The organism is Streptacidiphilus sp. PB12-B1b (genome assembly GCF_014084125.1).
In the GTDB taxonomy this organism is placed as follows: domain Bacteria; phylum Actinomycetota; class Actinomycetes; order Streptomycetales; family Streptomycetaceae; genus Streptacidiphilus.
This window is the reverse complement of sequence record NZ_CP048405.1, coordinates 2719161-2735827: the sequence shown is the minus strand read 5'-3', so window position 1 is coordinate 2735827 and position 16667 is coordinate 2719161. Positions and strand designations below refer to the sequence as shown.

The 16667-nt window shown below is 72.6% G+C and carries 12 protein-coding genes; 4 read left to right on the top strand and 8 right to left on the bottom strand.

What is annotated here, in order from left to right:
• Positions 1-161: 161 nt before the first annotated feature.
• On the bottom strand, positions 162-1517 hold the full coding sequence (locus GXW83_RS12410; RefSeq protein WP_182443127.1) for a replication-associated recombination protein A: 1356 nt from the start codon (positions 1515-1517) through the stop codon (positions 162-164).
• Positions 1518-1653: 136 nt separating this feature from the next.
• Here GXW83_RS12410 and GXW83_RS12405 point away from each other — a divergent pair, with 136 nt between their 5' ends.
• Entirely contained in the window at positions 1654-2364 is a 711-nt protein-coding gene (locus GXW83_RS12405; protein ID WP_182443126.1) for a TNT domain-containing protein, read from the top strand.
• A 67-nt stretch (positions 2365-2431) separates the two neighbouring features.
• Here GXW83_RS12405 and GXW83_RS12400 read toward each other — a convergent pair whose 3' ends face one another.
• The 3 genes from GXW83_RS12400 to GXW83_RS12390 all read right to left on the bottom strand — a co-directional run bounded on the left by GXW83_RS12400 (position 2432) and on the right by GXW83_RS12390 (position 5705).
• Positions 2432-3343 carry a carbohydrate ABC transporter permease gene (locus GXW83_RS12400; protein WP_225446929.1) on the bottom strand — a complete coding sequence of 304 codons (912 nt, stop codon included), beginning with the start codon at positions 3341-3343 and terminating at the stop codon, positions 2432-2434.
• On the bottom strand, positions 3340-4287 hold the full coding sequence (locus GXW83_RS12395) for a carbohydrate ABC transporter permease (RefSeq protein ID WP_182443125.1): 948 nt from the start codon (positions 4285-4287) through the stop codon (positions 3340-3342). The genes GXW83_RS12400 and GXW83_RS12395 overlap by 4 nt, the downstream gene beginning before the upstream one ends.
• A 107-nt stretch (positions 4288-4394) precedes the next feature.
• Positions 4395-5705, bottom strand: a complete 1311-nt coding sequence (locus tag GXW83_RS12390; RefSeq protein ID WP_225446928.1) for an extracellular solute-binding protein — start codon at positions 5703-5705, stop codon at positions 4395-4397.
• A 159-nt stretch (positions 5706-5864) separates the two neighbouring features.
• On the opposite strand from GXW83_RS12390, the gene GXW83_RS12385 reads away from it, so the two are divergent.
• Positions 5865-7724: a beta-galactosidase family protein gene (locus GXW83_RS12385; protein ID WP_370466650.1), complete on the top strand. Its 1860-nt coding sequence runs from the start codon at positions 5865-5867 to the stop codon at positions 7722-7724.
• Between the two features lie 63 nt (positions 7725-7787).
• Here the strand turns inward: GXW83_RS12385 and aspS are convergent, their stop codons facing one another.
• From aspS to GXW83_RS12370, 3 genes are read right to left on the bottom strand one after another with little or no spacing between them, the layout of a single operon-like run.
• Complete coding sequence (gene aspS, locus GXW83_RS12380) at positions 7788-9560, bottom strand: aspartate--tRNA ligase (protein ID WP_182443123.1); 1773 nt, start codon at positions 9558-9560, stop codon at positions 7788-7790.
• On the bottom strand, positions 9557-10819 hold the full coding sequence (gene hisS, locus GXW83_RS12375; protein ID WP_182443122.1) for a histidine--tRNA ligase: 1263 nt from the start codon (positions 10817-10819) through the stop codon (positions 9557-9559). Before hisS ends, aspS begins: the two co-directional genes overlap by 4 nt.
• A gap of 11 nt (positions 10820-10830) precedes the next feature.
• Positions 10831-11541, bottom strand: coding sequence for an MBL fold metallo-hydrolase (locus GXW83_RS12370; protein ID WP_182443121.1), 711 nt, complete (start codon positions 11539-11541; stop codon positions 10831-10833).
• Positions 11542-11776: 235 nt separating this feature from the next.
• Between GXW83_RS12370 and GXW83_RS12365 the strand changes: the two genes are divergently transcribed.
• Positions 11777-12625, top strand: coding sequence for a peptidylprolyl isomerase (locus GXW83_RS12365; protein ID WP_370466649.1), 849 nt, complete (start codon positions 11777-11779; stop codon positions 12623-12625).
• Between the two features lie 183 nt (positions 12626-12808).
• Positions 12809-14038 carry a DUF349 domain-containing protein gene (locus tag GXW83_RS12360; protein ID WP_182443120.1) on the top strand — a complete coding sequence of 410 codons (1230 nt, stop codon included), beginning with the start codon at positions 12809-12811 and terminating at the stop codon, positions 14036-14038.
• A 66-nt stretch (positions 14039-14104) separates the two neighbouring features.
• Here the strand turns inward: GXW83_RS12360 and GXW83_RS12355 are convergent, their stop codons facing one another.
• Entirely contained in the window at positions 14105-16579 is a 2475-nt protein-coding gene (locus GXW83_RS12355) for a bifunctional (p)ppGpp synthetase/guanosine-3',5'-bis(diphosphate) 3'-pyrophosphohydrolase (RefSeq protein ID WP_225447471.1), read from the bottom strand.
• Positions 16580-16667: the final 88 nt, after the last annotated feature.

The window sequence follows — 16667 nt, the reverse complement described above, 5'->3', positions numbered from 1 at the left end:
ACGGAGGGCTCCCTGTGTGACGTCCCGCTGGTGAAGCCTGGGCTCCGACCGAGGTCGGGCGCCCGGGCACGGGCGTCTCGCTCCGGCCAGTGTACGGGGTGCGCGGAGCGCCCGTGACCACGGCTCCGGAGCACCGGCCTGCGGTCAGGGGCTCAGGGCCCTCAGGCGCCCGACTCCCCGGCCAGCCGGGCGCGCACCCACTCGGCGATGTCCGCGTAGCGGGCCTCGGCGCCGTGCCGGGTGGGCTCGTAGTAGCGCCTGCCGTGCACCGCGTCCGGGGCGTACTGTTGCGCGGCAACGCCCTCGGGCAGGTCGTGCGGATAGACGTAGCCCTGGGCGTGGCCGAGCTTCTTGGCCCCGGCGTAGTGGCCGTCCCGCAGGTGCGGCGGCACCGGCCCGGCCAGGCCCTGGCGGACGTCGGCCGTGGCGGCGGCGATGGCGGTGGTGGCGGAGTTGGACTTGGGCGCCAGGGCCAGCGCGATCACCGTGTGCGACAGGGTGAGCGCGGCCTCCGGAAAGCCGATCATGGCCACCGCCTGCGCCGCGGCCACGGCCAGCGGCAGCGCGTTGGGGTCGGCCAGGCCGATGTCCTCGCTGGCGGAGATCATCAGCCGGCGGGCGATGAAGCGCGGGTCCTCCCCGGCCTCGATCATCCGCGCCAGGTAGTGCAGGGCGGCGTCGGCGTCGCTGCCGCGAATGGATTTGATCAGCGCGCTGGCCACGTCGTAGTGCTGGTCGCCGTCGCGGTCGTAGCGGACGGCGGCCTTGTCGACGGCCTGCTCCACGTCGGCCAGCCGGACCTGGTCGGCACCCAGCGCCAGTGCCGTCCCGGCGGCCGCCTCCAGTGCGGTGAGCGCCTTGCGGGCGTCGCCCCCGGCGATCCGGACCAGGTGGTCCTCGGCGTCCTCGGCCAGCGCCACCGCCCCGGCCAGCCCGCGCTGGTCGGCGACGGCGCGGCGCAGCAGCTCCCGGATGTCCTCGTCGGTCAGCGACTCCAGGGTCAGCAGCAGCGAGCGGGAGAGCAGCGGGGAGATCACCGAGAAGTACGGGTTCTCGGTGGTGGCCGCGATCAGCGTGACCCAGCGGTTCTCCACCGCGGGCAGCAGGCTGTCCTGCTGGGCCTTGGAGAAGCGGTGGATCTCGTCCAGGAACAGCGTGGTCTCCCGGCCGGAGGCGCCGACCTCGCGGCGGGCGCTCTCGATCACCGCGCGGACCTCCTTCACCCCGGCGGTGATGGCGGAGAGCTCGACGAAGCGCTTCTCGGTGGCCTGGCTGATCACATAGGCCAGGGTGGTCTTGCCGGTGCCGGGCGGCCCGTAGAGGATCACCGAGGAGGTCGCGGCGGGCCCGGCGGCGCCGGCGACCAGCCGGCGCAGCGGCGAGCCCTCCCCCAGCAGTCGGCGCTGGCCGGCCACCTCGTCCAGCGTGCGCGGCCTCATCCGCACCGCGAGCGGCGACCGCCCCGGCTCCTTGGCCTGGCGTTCCTCGGCGGCGGCGGTGAAGAGATCGGGTTCCACTCCCCCGACACTAGCGGGCCGCTCCGACAACACGCCCCCGCCGACCCCCGGGCACCGTTGACGAGCCCCTGCCACACCCGCTTCACTGGTCACCGTACGCACACAACCCGTCACGGAACACATCCAAAGGGGGATCATGCGCATCCGCAGGAACCTGGCGACCCTGCTCACGACCGCCGCCGTACTGGCGGCCTCGGCGCTCACCACCGGCGCGGCCCCGGCACAGGCCCCGGCGTCGGTACCGGCCGCGACCGCCGCCGCAGCCGCCGCGCCCGGCAGCGCCGCGACCGCGCTCGACGCCTGCTCGGCCGCCTTCTTCGACGGCGACTCCCGGCTCGGCCCGCAGCAGCTGCCGGTGTTCGGGCCGGTCGGCGCGGAATTGTTCGGCTACCACCGCTCGGGCGACCTGACCGACGCCCAGCTGCTGGCCCAGTACTACAGTCCGACCGCCAACGGCGGCGCACCGGGCTGGATCTACCCGCCGGACAACGGCTATGTGATCGCCGGGGACGGCAAGCCGATCGAGACCACCCAGACCCTGCGGCCCGGGCAGGACATCGACCGCTACGGCAGCGAGTACGGCTCGTTCCTGGCCCCGGCGGGCCTGTCGTACGGCGCCCGCTCCATCCCGCCGTCCAGTCTGGACGGCACCCCCGCGGCAGGCTGCAACTACCACGACTACCGGGTGGTCAAGGCGTTCACCGTGGACGCCGGTCCGATCGCCCCCTGGTTCGGCCAGCCCGGTCACGGCTGGCAGTACCAGCTGGACGGGTCGCTGGTGCCGGGCGCGCCCGCCCAGCTCAATGTCATGTGGCTGGTCGGCAACGGCTACCTGGACCGGGTCTGACCGCTCCGGTGGGCCGCAGGGTCCGGCGCGCCAGGCCGCGCCGGACCCCGTCCGAGGGGGTGCGCGGTCAGGCCTTGACGCTCCCGGCGATCAGACCCGAGCGCCAGAACCGCTGCAGGAACAGGAACATCGCCACCAGCGGGACCACCGAGACCAGGGCGGCGGTGATCACGATGGTGAACGGCACCGACGCCTGGCCGATGCCGCGCTGCGCCTGCCAGCCGACGATGCCCACGGTGACCGGCTGCAGCCGGTTGTCGGCCAGCATCAGCGCGGGCAGCAGGTAGTTGGTCCAGATCGAGACGAACTGGAACAGGAAGACCGTGACCAGGGCCGGGGACATCACCCGCAGCGCCAGGGTGGCGAAGATCCGCAGCTCCCCGGCGCCGTCGATGCGCCCCGCCTCCAGCAGCTCGTCCGGGACGGACGCCGCCGCGTACACCCGGGACAGGTAGACGCCGAACGGGCTGACCATGCTCGGCAACAGCACGCTCCAGTAGGTGTTCACCAGGTGCACCGGCGAGAACATCAGGTAGAGCGGGATGGCCAGCAGCGGCTGCGGGATCAGCACCGCGCCCAGCACGATGTTGAACACCGCCTCCCGGCCCCGGTAGCGGAACTTGGCCAGGGCGTACCCGGCCATGGCCGCGACCAGGGTGGAGACCGCCGCGCCGCCGACCGCGTACAGCGCGCTGTTGGCCAGCCAGTGGGCGTAGATGCCGCCGCTGCGGGTGAACACCGACCGGACGTTGGCGAACAGCTCGAACCGGGCGAACCAGAAGCCATTGGTGGAGTACAGCTGGTCGTTCGGCTTGGTCGAGTTGACCAGCAGCCACCACACCGGCAGCAGGAAGTAGACGGCGGAGAGCAGCATCCCGGCCAGGATCACCCAGCGGGCGGGCGAGAAGCCGCGGCGGGGCCGGGCGGGCTCGCGGGTGGCGGCCGCGGCGGCCGGACGGTCGGTCAGGTGCAGGCTCACTGGGTGTCCCCCCGGCGCTGGACGAGGCGCAGCAGACCGAACGACAGCACGAAGGTCAGCAGGGCCACGATCACGGAGTCGGCGGCGGCGCGGCCGAAGTCGTTGTCGTTGACGGCGTTGTAGGCGGCGAAGATGGGTGTGTAGCTGCTGCTCAGGGTCGGTGCGATGTTCTGCAGCACGGCCGGCTCGTTGTACAGCTGGGCGGTGCCGATGATGGAGAACACGGTGGTCAGCACCAGTGCCGAGCGCACCGCCGGGATCTTGATGTGCCAGGCGATCCGCCAGGGGCCGCAGCCGTCCATGGTGGCGGCCTCGCCCAGTTCGGCCGGGACAGCCTGCAGCGCCGAGTAGATGATCAGCATGTTGTAGCCGGTCCAGCCCCAGGTGACCATGTTGCCGATGGAGGGCGCCAGCATGGAGCCGGAGACGAAGTCCACGTGCAGGCCGAGGTGGGCCAGCGCGGAGCTGAGCGGGCTGAGCCCGGGCGCGTACAGGAAGGACCACATGATCGCGCCGATCACCCCGGGCAGCGCGTACGGCAGGAAGAACGCCAGCCGGAAGAAGCGCTTGAACAGGGTGGTGCGGGCGTCCAGCAGCAGCGCCAGGGCGAGGGCCAGGCCCAGCATCAGCGGCACCTGGACCACGCCGATCAGCAGCACCCGCAGCAGCGAGGAGCGGAACGCGGCGTCGCCCAGGGCCCGGGTGTAGTTGGCGAGGCCGCCGAACACCTGGGTGGGGGCGGTCAGTCCGAGCCCGGAGCGGTGCAGGGTGAACAGGCTCTGGTAGACGGAGTAGCCGATCGGCGCCAGGTAGAGGCAGACGAACAGCAGGACGAACGGGAGCAGGAACCCGGCGGCGGTGCGGCCGGGGCGGTTCCGCCGCGCGGCGCGGCGCGGTCGGCGGCGCGCCGCGACGGGTGCGGGCAGGGGTGGCGAGGTGGTCACGGAGCTTCTCCTACGTGCGGTGCCCGGTCTGGTGCCGGTGCCGGTGCCGGGGCGGCGGGGCCGGGTGCGGCGCCCCGGCGGCGTGCGCCCCGGCGGCGTGCGGTCGGTCAGCCGACGCTGAGGCCCTGGTTCTTCAGCTCGGCCACGGTGGAGCTCTGGACGCTGCCGAGGACGCCGGGCAGGGTGCTGCTGCCGCTGCCGGCCCGGCCGAGGCCGGTGCCGAGGTCGGTGGAGGTCTGGGTCATGGTGGGGCCCCACTGCCAGCTGGTGTCGATCTTCGGGGTCTCGTCCCGGAAGACGTCGTAGATGACCTGGTTGCCGTAGAAGGCGTCGGGGGCGTTGAGTTGCGGGTTCTGCAGCCCGGAGGTGGCGGCCGGGTAGATGCCGGTGACCTTGATCAGGTTGCTGACGCTGGCGGCGTCGGTGCTCATCCACACCGCGAACTCGGTGGCGGCCTTGGGGTCGGCGCAGCCCTTGAGCACGGCGGTGGCCGAGCCGCCGTCGTTGCCGTAGACCGGGTCGGCGGCGTTCCAGACCGGCATGGGCGCGACCGCCCAGTCGCCCGAGGTCGACTTGTCGACGCTGGAGGCGATGATCGGCGCGTCCCAGACCGCGTTGACGTCGGAGAGGACGGTGCCGTCGCCCATGTCCTTGTAGAGCGAGGCGTCGTAGCTGGGGTCGGCCTTGAGCAGGTGCTGGGCCAGCAGGCCCTGCCAGTAGCCGGCCACCTTGGCGTTGGCCGGGCTGTCGATGCTGACCTGCCAGGCGTCGCCGCTGGTGCCGAACCACTTGGCGCCGGCCTGCCAGGCGAGCCCGGCGTACTGGTAGGCGTCGTTGCCGAAGTCCCCGAGGTAGACCTTGGGGTCGGCGGCGTGCACCCTGGCGGCGTCGGCGGCGTACTGCGCCCAGGTCTGCGGCGGGGCGGTGATGCCGTACTTGGCGAACAGGTCCTTGCGGTAGAGCAGCGCCATCGGCGCGGTGTCCACCGGTATGCCGTAGACCTGGCCGCCGATGCCGACCTGGTTCCAGGTCCAGGCGGCGAACTGCGGCTTGGCGGCGTCGGCGTAGGCGGAGACGTCCTGGAGCGCCCCGGCGGCGGCGAAGCTGGGCAGCGTCTCGTAGCCCACCTGGGCCAGGCACGGGGCATTGCCGGCCTTCACGGCCGTCAGCATCTTGGTGTAGCCGCCCTTGGCGCCGGAGGCGGTGGTCTGGAAGGTGACCCGGATGTCGGGGTGGGTCTTGTTGAACAGGGCGACGGACTGCTGGTAGCCGGGCGCCCAGCCCCAGAACTGGAGGGTCACGGGCCCGGCCGCGCTGCCGGTGCCGCCGGAGCCGCCGGGGGTGCTGCCGCCGCAGGCGGTGAGGGCGGCCAGGGTGGCGGCGGCGAGGCCGGCGGCGCACATCCGTCGGGACGTCACAGGGAACTCCTCGGGGGTTAGAGCTTTCGTTTCTGCGCATCCTTAGGGCAAACTGAACACTAGTCAACAGCTTCTGCGGGGAAACTTTGCAGAAACACACAAACCAGCCCCTGGTCGTGTGCTCATATGTGCGTGAATCGAACCCGATGGAGGCAGGGCGTGCGCCAGCAGGACACCGAGACCACCGAGGCCGCCGACACCCGTGGCGGCCCGGTCCTGGAGATCGCCCCCGGCGGGTTCACCCTCGGTGGACGCCCGCTGCGGCTGCTCTCCGGCGCGCTGCACTACTTCCGCAGCCGGCCCGAGCAGTGGCCGCACCGGCTGCGCACGCTGCGCGCCATGGGCCTCAACACCGTCGAGACCTACGTGCCCTGGAACCTGCACCAACCCCGGCCCGACGTCTACGACTTCGGCGGCATCGCCGACCTCGGCCGGTTCCTCGACCTGACCGCCGAGGCCGGGCTGCACGCGGTCGTCCGCCCCAGCCCGTACATCTGCGCCGAGTGGGAGAACGGCGGCCTGCCCTGGTGGCTGCTGGCCGACCGCGACCTGCGGCTGCGCACCGCCGACCCGCGCTTCCTGGCGCTGGTGGACCGCTGGTACGACCGGCTGGTGCCGATGATCGCGCAGCGGCAGACCACCCGCGGCGGCAACGTGCTGATGGTCCAGATCGAGAACGAGTACGGCTCCTACGGCACCGACCGGCCGTACCTGGCCCACCTGGCCCGGGCGCTGCGCGACCGCGGCATCGACGTCCCGCTGTTCACCTCCGACGGCCCGGACGACTTCTTCCTCACCGGCGGCTCGCTCCCCGGCCACCTGGCCACCGTCAACTTCGGCAGCCGCGCCGCCGAGGCGTTCGCCGCGCTGCGCGCGCACCGGCCCCAGGACCCGCCGGTGTGCATGGAGTTCTGGAACGGCTGGTTCGACCACTGGGGCGAGAAGCACACCACCCGCCCGGCCGAGGACGCCGCGGCGGCCCTGCGGGAGATCCTCGACGCCGGGGCCTCGGTCAACCTCTACATGGCGCACGGCGGCACCAACTTCGGCACCTGGGCCGGGGCCAACACCGCCGACCCGGTCACCGGGCACGGCTACCAGCCGACCGTGACCTCCTACGACTACGACGCCCCGGTCGACGAACGCGGCGCGCCGACCGCCAAGTTCTGGGCCTACCGCGAACTGCTGGCCGCCCACGCCGACCAGGCGCCGCCCGAGCCGCCCGCCCTGCCCCCGACGCTGCCGCCGACCCGGGTGGAGCTGTCCGAACGGCTGCCGCTGGCCGACGCCGTCCGCAGCCTGAGCACCGGCACGGTGCACGCGCCGGTGCCGCCCTCGTTCGAGGAGATGGGCCTGGAGCACGGCCTGGCGCTCTACCGCACCCGCGTCCCCGGCCCGCGCCGCGCCCACCCGCTGACCGTCCAGGGCCTGGCCGACCGCGCCCATGTGCACCTGGACGGGCGGCTGTTGGCGGTGCTGGAGCGCGACGACCCGCAGCAGCCGGCGGTGGAGTTCGCCGTCCCCGGGCCGTCGGCGGAGCTGACCCTGCTGGTGGAGTCCATGGGCCGGGTCAACTACGGGGCCGGGCTGGGCGACCGCAAGGGCGTCGCGGGCGTGCTGCACACCCAGCAGTACCTGCACCAGTGGACGGTGGAGCCGATGCCGCTGCGCGACGGCACCCCCGGCGTCCTGCCCTGGCCCGGCGGCGAAGCGGCCCGGGACCACGCCCCCGGCGACGCGGCCACGGCCCCCCGCGGCACGGGCCCGGCGTTCCACCGCGGCCGGTTCCAGGTCGACGAGCCCGCCGACGCCTACCTGGCGCTGCCCGGCTGGACCAAGGGCTACGCCTGGATCAACGGCGTCCTGCTCGGCCGCTACTGGGACCGCGGCCCGCAGCGCACCCTCTACCTGCCCTGGCCGCTGCTGCGCCCCGGGAGCAACGAGCTGACCGTGCTGGAACTGGACGCCGCCCCGCCCGCACGCACGGCCGACCTGCGCGGCTGCGCCGAGCTGGGATGACAGCCGTGTCCGCCGCCCCGGGCGGGGTGGCGGACACGGTACTGCGCGCTGCTGCCGGGCCGTTCAGCTCTCCGCCTGCTCCTTGGCCTTCGGCTGGGCGTCGACCCCGGCCTCCTTGCGCTGCTGCGCGGTGATCGGCGTGGGCGCACCGGTCAGCGGGTCGCCGCCGGTGGAGGTCTTCGGGAAGGCCATCACGTCGCGGATGGTCTCGTAGCCGCCGAGCAGCGCCACCAGCCGGTCCAGGCCCAGCGCGATGCCGCCGTGCGGCGGCGGGCCGAAGTCGAAGGCGTTCAGCAGGAAGCCGAACTGCGACTGCGCCTCCTCCTCGGACAGGCCGATCGCGTCGAAGGCCCGCTTCTGCACGTCCTTCTGGTGGATACGGATCGAGCCGCCGCCGATCTCGCTGCCGTTCAGCACCAGGTCGTAGGCGTTGGACAGGGCCGAGCCCGGGTCCTTGTCGAAGGTGTCCAGGGATTCGGCGGTGGGCGCGGTGAAGGGGTGGTGCACCGCGTGCCAGCCCTGGAACTCGCCCTTGTCGTCCTCGATCGGCTCGAACATCGGGAAGTCCACGACCCACAGGAACGCCCAGGCGGACTCGTCGATCAGGCCGCAGCGGCGGCCGATCTCCAGCCGGGCCGCGCCCAGCAGCTCCTGCGAGGGGGTCTTCTTGCCGGCCGCGAAGAACACCGCGTCGCCCGGCTCGGCGCCGGCCGCCTCGGCCAGTCCGGCCAGGTGCGCCTCGGAGAGGTTCTTGGCGACCGGGCCGCGCAGCTCGCCGGTGTCGGCGTCGACCAGCACGTACGCCAGGCCGCGGGCGCCGCGCGCCTTGGCCCAGTCCTGCCAGGCGTCCAGCTGCTTGCGCGGCTGCGAGGCGCCGCCGGGCATGACCACCGCGCCGACGTACGGGGCCTGGAAGACCCGGAACTCGGTGCCGGCGAAGTACCCGGTGAGGTCCACCAGCTCGTTGCCGAAGCGGACGTCGGGCTTGTCCGAGCCGTAGCGGGCCATGGCGTCCGCGTAGGTCAGCCGGGGCAGCGGCAGCTGCACCTGGTGGCCGTGGACCTCGCTCCAGATCCGGGAGACCAGCTTCTCGCCGAGCGCCAGGACGTCCTCCTGGTCGACGAAGGACGCCTCGACGTCCAGCTGGGTGAACTCCGGCTGCCGGTCGGCGCGGAAGTCCTCGTCCCGGAAGCAGCGCGCGATCTGGTAGTAGCGCTCCATCCCGGCGACCATCAGCAGCTGCTTGAACAGCTGCGGCGACTGCGGCAGCGCGTACCAGTGGCCCGGCTGCAGCCGGACCGGCACCAGGAAGTCGCGCGCGCCCTCGGGGGTGGAGCGGGTCAGGTACGGGGTCTCGATGTCGAGGTAGTCGTTCTCCTCCATCACCGTACGGATGATGTGGGTCGCCTTGGACCGCAGCCGCAGCGCCTTGGCCGGGCCCTCGCGGCGCAGGTCCAGGTAGCGGTAGCGGAGCCGGACCTCCTCGTTGACCGAGCCGGGCTCGTACTCGGCCACCTGGAACGGCAACGCGGCGGACTCGGAGAGCACGGTCAGCTCGCTGACCACGACCTCGATCGCCCCGGTCGGGATGTCCGGGTTCTCGTTGCCCTCGGGCCGCACCCGGACGTCGCCGACGACCTTGACGCACCACTCGGAGCGCAGCTCGGAGACCGCGTCCAGGTCGCGGACGACGACCTGGACGGTGCCGGAGGCGTCGCGCAGGTCGATGAAGGCGACACCGCCGTGGTCGCGGCGGCGGGCGACCCAGCCTGCGAGGGTCACGGTGGTGCCGGCGTGCTCCGGGCGGAGCGTGCCGGCTTCATGGCTGCGGATCACTTCAGCTTCTCCTTCAGGGTGGCGACGAGAGCGTCGAGGGCGACCGGGGTCTGGTCGCCGCTGGTGAGGTCCTTGAGCTGGACGAGCCCCTCGGCGAGGTCCCGTTCCCCGGCGACCAGCGCGAACCGCGCGCCGGACCGGTCGGCGGCCTTCATGGCCGCCTTGAGCCCCTTGCCGCCATACGCGAGGTCGGCGCTGACGCCCTCCCGGCGGAGCCCGGTGACGGCGCCGAACAGCACCTTGCGGGCCTGCTCGCCGAGCGGCACGGCGAAGACGTCGCTGCTGGGCGCGGGCTCCCGGACGACGCCCTCGGCCTCCAGCGCCAGCAGCGTGCGGTCCACGCCCAGCGCCCAGCCGACGGACGGCAGCGCCGGGCCGCCGATCATCTCGGACAGGCCGTCGTAGCGCCCGCCGCCGCCGACGGCGGACTGCGAGCCCAGGCCGTCGTGCACGAACTCGAAGGTGGTGCGGGTGTAGTAGTCCAGGCCGCGGACCAGCTTGGGGTCGTCCTCGAAGCCGACCCCGGCCGCGGTGAGCAGCTCGCGGACCTGCTCGTGGTACGCCTTGCAGTCCTCGCACAGGTAGTCGGCCAGCATCGGCGCGCCCACCAGCTGCGCCTGCACCGAGGCGCGCTTGTCGTCCAGCACCCGCAGCGGGTTCAGCTCGGCCCGTCGCACGGTGTCCTCGTCCAGCTCCAGGCCGCGCAGGAACTCCTGCAGCGCGGCGCGGTAGACCGGGCGGCACTGCCGGTCGCCGAGGCTGTTCAGCAGGATGCGGAAGTTCCGCAGGCCCAGCGAGCGGTAGGCGTCGTCGGCGAGGATGATCAGCTCGGCGTCCAGGGCCGGGTCCTCGGCGCCGATGGCCTCCGCGCCGACCTGCCAGAACTGCCGGTAGCGGCCCTTCTGCGGGCGCTCGTAGCGGTACTGCGAGCCGGAGTACCAGAGCTTGACCGGGAGGTTGCCGGTGCGGTGCAGGTTGGCCTGGAGCGCGGCGCGCAGCACCGAGGCGGTGCCCTCGGGGCGCAGCGCCAGCTCGTCGCCGCCGCGGGTGGTGAAGGCGTACATCTCCTTGGAGACGATGTCGGTGGACTCGCCGACGCCCCGGGAGAACAGCGCGACGTCCTCGAAGACCGGGGTCTCGATGTAGCCGTAGCCGGCCCGGCGCAGCGGCGCGGCCAGGGCCTCGCGCACGGCCAGGACGGTCGCGGAGTCGGGCGGCAGCAGGTCGTACGTGCCCTTGGGGGCGGAGAAGGTGCTCATCTGATTGTCTGTCACATTCCTCGCCGCGGTGCGGCGGTGCCTTCGGCGGTCGCGCCCGCGACCTGCAGCAGGTACGGGTTGGTGGCGCGCTCGCGGCCGATGGTGGTCTGGTGGCCGTGTCCGGAGAGGACCACGGTCTCGTCCTGGAGCGGCAGGCACACGCGTGCCAGCGACCGCAGCAGGGCGGCGTGGTCGCCCCCGGGGAGATCGGTACGTCCTACGGAGCCGGCGAAGAGCAGGTCCCCCGAGAACAGCACCGGCGGCAGGTCCGGCGCGGCGGGGGTGCGGAAGGTCACCGACCCCCCGGTATGGCCGGGGGCGTGGTCGACGGTGAGCCGCAGCCCGGCCAGCTCCAGCACGCTGCCGTCGGTGAGCAGCCGGACGTCGTCGGGCTCGCCGACGGTCAGGTCGCCCATCAGCTTGGCGCCCAGCGCCCGGCCGAGCGCCCGCTCCGGATCGGCCAGCATGTACCGGTCCTCGGGGTGGATCCAGGCCGGGATGCCGCGCGCGCCGCAGACCGGGACGACCGAGGCGACGTGGTCGATGTGCCCGTGGGTGAGCACCACCGCGACCGGCTTGAGGCCGTGCTCGCGGACCGCCTCCTCCACCCCGGCGGCGGCCAGGTGGCCGGGGTCGACGATGACGCACTCCTCGCCGGCCGCCGGGGCGACCAGGTAGCAGTTGGTGCCCCAGGCCCCTGCGGGGAAGCCGGCGATGAACACGTGGGTCCTTTGCACGTCGGAGGCGGTCTCGGCGGTGCGCTCGGCAGCGCGGGAAGTCTGCCCGCAGCCTACCGGCGGGGCGGGGACGCGCGCGAACCGATAGCACCGGACGCCGCCGACTGTGAATTTCTGGACCTGAGGGCGCATTTAAAGATTTGCTCCCTACACTGAGCGCCCAACGAGTGGAGAGATCCCCACCGGCGAGGTGCGGGGACGTCAGAGGGAGTGACTGTCGGTGGCCAGCAGGAACACGACGAAGCCGCACCGGCCCGCGCTGTCGAAGGACAAGGAGAAGCGGCAGCGCCAGCTGGCCCAGCTCAAGTACGAGCGGCAGATGAGGGCCAGGGCCGAGGCGGTGCGCCGGGCCCGGCGGAACGCGCTGATCGCCGGTGCGGCGGTGGTCGCGGCGGCGCTGGTCGCCGGCGGCATCTGGTGGGGCGTGGGCTCCGGCGGCAAGAAGAGCGTCTCGGCGGACAAGGCCGCGGCCTCCCCCACCGCGTCGCCCTCCGCCTCGCCCTCGTTCACGGTGCCCAAGAACAGCGGCAAGCAGTGGAAGACCGCCCCGGCGATGACCATCGACACCAAGGCCAAGTACGACATCGCCATCGACACCAACCGCGGCGCGGTCTCGCTGCAGCTGAACCCGGCGGTCGCCCCGGTCACCGTCAACTCGTTCGTGTTCCTGGCCGACCAGCACTACTTCGACAACGTGGTCTGCCACCGGCTCACCACCACCGGCATCTACGTGCTCCAGTGCGGCGACCCGACCGGCACCGGCTCCGGCGGCCCGGGCTACAACTTCAAGGACGAGAACCTCAAGGCGTTCGGCTCCGGCGCCACCGTGACCTACCCGGCGGGCACCGTGGCCATGGCCAACTCCGGCCCCAACACCAACGGCAGCCAGTTCTTCCTGGTCTACAAGGACAGCCCGCTGCCGCCGTCCTACACCCCGTTCGGCACCATCACCGGCGGCATGAACGTGCTGGACGCCATCGCGGCGCAGGGCACCGACAGCCCGAGCACCGGCGACGGTCACCCGAAGGAGAGCGTGATCATGCAGAAGGTGACCGCGACCAAGGCCTGACCGGTCCGCCCCGGGACGCGGCACAGTTTTCGCCGCCGGGATACGGACAGCACCAGTACCGGTCGCCTATGTTGGCGTCTTGTAGGGTGCCTTGACCCCGGTGGCCAGTCTGAGCCAGGCCGGGCAACGAACTGTGGAGGGTGGCCCTCCCCCAGCGGAGGGCCGCCATATGGAGGAGGCGCTGTGACCAGCGACCCGTGGGGCCGTGTCGACGACGAGGGGACCGTCTACGTGCGGACGGCCGAGGGCGAGCGCGTCGTCGGCTCGTGGCAGGCAGGTTCCCCCGATGAGGCCCTCGCCTACTTCACCCGGAAGTACGACGGCATCGCCGTCGAGATCGGCCTGTTGGAGCGCCGGGTGCGCACGACCGACCTCGCCGCGAAGGACGCCCTGACCGCCGTCGAGCACCTGCGGGCGCAGGTGGTCGAGGGCCACGCGGTGGGCGATCTGGCCGCTCTCGCCAAGCGGCTGGACGCCCTGGTGAGCGAGGTGGAGAGCCGCCGCGAGGAGCGCCGGGCCGCCCGCGCCAAGGCCCAGGAGGAGGCCCGGGGCTCCAAGGAGGCCCTGGTCTCCGAGGCGGAGCAGCTCGCCGAGTCCACCTCCTGGCGCGAGGCCGGGGACCGGCTGCGGGCCCTGGTGGACTCCTGGAAGGCGCTGCCCCGGCTGGACCGCAAGGCCGACGACGAGCTGTGGCACCGCTTCTCGCACGCCCGCTCGACCTTCTCCAAGCGCCGCAAGGCCCACTTCGCCACGCTGGACCAGCAGCGCGACGAGGCCAGGCAGCAGAAGGAGAAGCTGGCCAAGGAGGCCGAGTCGCTCTCCGGCTCCACCGACTGGGGCGCCACCGCGGCCCGCTACCGCGAGCTGATGACCGAGTGGAAGGCCGCGGGCCGCGCCCAGCGCGAGGCCGAGGACGAGCTGTGGGCCCGGTTCCGGGGCGCCCAGGACGTCTTCTTCCAGGCGCGCTCGGCCGTCTTCGACGAGCGGGACGCCGGTGAGCGGGAGAACCAGACGCTCAAGGAGGCGCTGCTGGTCGAGGCCGAGGCGCTGCTGCCGATCGGCGACCTGAAGGCCGCCAAGGCGTCCTACCGCTCGATCAGCGAGCGCTGGGAGGAGATCGGGCACGTGCCGCGCGACGCCCGGCCGAAGCTGGAGGCCCGGCTGCACACGGTGGACCGGGCGATCCGCGAGGCCGAGGAGGCCGAGTGGCAGCGCAGCAACCCGGAGGCCCGGGCCCGCGCCGAGGGCATGACCGGGCTGCTGCAGGCGGCCGTGGACAAGCTGGAGAAGCAGATCGAGGCGGCCCGCGCCAAGAACGACTCCTCCCGCGTCGCCAAGCTGGAGGCCGAGCTGTCCGGCCGCCGCGAGCTGCTGGACCAGGCCCGCAAGGGGCTGCAGGAGTTCGGCGGCTGACGCCCGCTGCCGCGAGCACGGCGAGGGGCCCCCACCGGCCGGTGGGGGCCCCTGTGCGTACCGCTGCTAGCGCTGCCGGGCGCTGGTGACCCGGTAGACGTCGTAGACGCCCTCGACGCCGCGTACGGCCTTCAGCACGTGCCCCAGGTGCTTGGGGTCGCCCATCTCGAAGGTGAAGCGGCTCATCGCCACCCGGTCCCGCGAGGTCTGCACCGCCGCGGACAGGATGTTGACGTGCTGGTCGGACAGGACCCGGGTGACGTCGGACAGCAGCCGGGACCGGTCCAGCGCCTCCACCTGGATGGCCACCAGGAACACCGAGGACTGGGTGGGCGCCCACTCGACCTCGACCATCCGCTCCTGCTGCTGGGCCAGCGAGTCCACGTTGACGCAGTCGGCGCGGTGCACCGACACGCCGTTGCCGCGGGTGATGAAGCCGACGATCGGGTCGCCCGGCACCGGCGTGCAGCAGCGCGAGAGCTTCACCCAGACGTCCGCGACGCCCTTGACCACGACGCCCGGATCGGCGGCGTTGCGCCGGTTGCTGCGCCGTCCGGCGCCGGTGGACGGGGTGGTGGTCTCGGCGATGTCCTCGGTCGCGCCCTCCTCCCCGCCCAGCGCCTGGACCAGCTTCTGCACGATGGTCTGCGCGGAGACGTGGCCCTCGCCGATGGCGGCGTAGAGCGAGGAGATGTCCGGGTAGCGCATCTCGTGCGCCAGCGTGACCAGCGAGTCGCCGGTGAGGATGCGCTGCAGCGGCAGGCCCTGCTTGCGCATGGCCCGGGTGATGGCCTCCTTGCCCTGCTCGATGGCCTCCTCGCGGCGCTCCTTGGAGAACCAGGCGCGGATCTTGTTGCGGGCCCGGGGCGACTTGACGAAGCCCAGCCAGTCCCGGGAGGGCGCGGCGGTGGCGGCCTTGGAGGTGAAGACCTCCACCAGGTCGCCGTTGTCCAGGGTGCTCTCCAGCGGCACCAGCCGGCCGTTGACCCGGGCCCCTATGGTCCGGTGGCCGACCTCGGTGTGGACCGCGTAGGCGAAGTCCACCGGGGTGGCGCCGGCGGGCAGCGCGATGACGTCGCCCTTGGGGGTGAAGACGAAGACCTCGTTGTTGGACAGGTCGAAGCGCAGCGACTCCAGGAACTCGCTCGGGTCCTCGGTCTCCTTCTGCCAGTCCAGCAGCTGCCGCAGCCAGGCCATCTCGTTGACGGTCTCGGCCTTGGCGCCCTTGCCGGTGGGCGTGTCGGTGCGGACCTTGGACGCGCCCGCCACCGCCTGCTGCTTGTACTTCCAGTGCGCGGCGATGCCGTACTCGGCCCGGCGGTGCATGTCGAAGGTGCGGATCTGCAGCTCGACCGGCTTGCCGCCAGGTCCTATCACCGTCGTGTGCAGCGACTGGTACATGTTGAACTTGGGCATGGCGATGTAGTCCTTGAACCGCCCCGGCACCGGGTTCCAGCGCGCGTGGATGGTGCCCAGCGCCGCGTAGCAGTCCCGGACCGAGTCGACCAGGACCCGGATGCCCACCAGGTCGTAGATCTCGGCGAAGTCGCGGCCGCGCACGATCATCTTCTGGTAGACGCTGTAGTAGTGCTTGGGTCGGCCGGTGACCGTCGCCCGGATCCGGGCCGCCCGCAGGTCGCCCATGACCTGGTCGGTGACGGTGGTCAGGTACTCGTCGCGCTTGGGCGCGCGCTCGGCCACCAGCCGGACGATCTCGTCGTACATCTTGGGGTAGAGGATGGCGAAGGCCAGGTCCTCCAGCTCCCACTTGATGGTGTTCATGCCCAACCGGTGCGCCAGCGGGGCGTAGATCTCCAGCGTCTCGCGGGCCTTCTTCTCCTGCTTCTCCCGCTTGAGGTAGCGCATGGTGCGCATGTTGTGCAGCCGGTCGGCGAGCTTGATCACCAGGACCCGCGGGTCCTTGGCCATGGCCACGACCATCTTGCGGACCGTCTCGGCCTGCGCGGCCTCGCCGAACTTGACCTTGTCCAGCTTGGTGACGCCGTCCACCAGCATGGCCACGGTGTCGCCGAAGTCCCGGCGCAGGGTGTCCAGGCCGTACTCGGTGTCCTCGACGGTGTCGTGCAGCAGCCCGGCCATCAGCGTCGGCGAGTCCATTCCCAGCTCGGCCAGGATGGTGGCGACCGCCAGCGGATGGGTGATGTACGGGTCGCCGCTCTTGCGCTTCTGGCCGCGGTGCCAGCGCTCGGCAATCTGGTACGCCCGTTCGAGGGTCGGCAGGTCGGCCTTGGGGTCGTTGCTGCGGACGATCCGGAACAGCGGCTCCAGCACCGGGTTGAAGGCGCTGCTGCGCTGGCCGCCGAGGCGGGCCAGCCGGGCCCGGACCCGGCTGGGCGAGGCCGCCCCGGGGCGCGGGGCGGTGGCGTGCGCCCCGGCGGTCGCGGCGCTGCGCACCGCCGCCGGGGCGGGCGGCCGGACGACCGGGACGGGCGGCGGGGGCGGCGTGGGCGTGCCGGGGGCCGCGCCCTGCGCCTGGTCTGCGGCGGGGGCGCCGTCCTGCGCATGGGCAGTGGTGGGCACGACCTCTTCGGGCAAGTGCACTCCTAGGGCGCGAGTCGCGGATCTCCATGGTACCGAGCCGCGCGGACAGCCGTTCTCCGGGACGCCT

Excerpts from the sequence above, each read along its gene's own strand:
- hisS (WP_182443122.1), bottom strand. The coding sequence starts at position 10,819 with ATGAGCACCTTCTCCGCCCCCAAGGGCACGTACGACCTGCTGCCGCCC.
- GXW83_RS12405 (WP_182443126.1), top strand. The coding sequence starts at position 1,654 with ATGCGCATCCGCAGGAACCTGGCGACCCTGCTCACGACCGCCGCCGTA.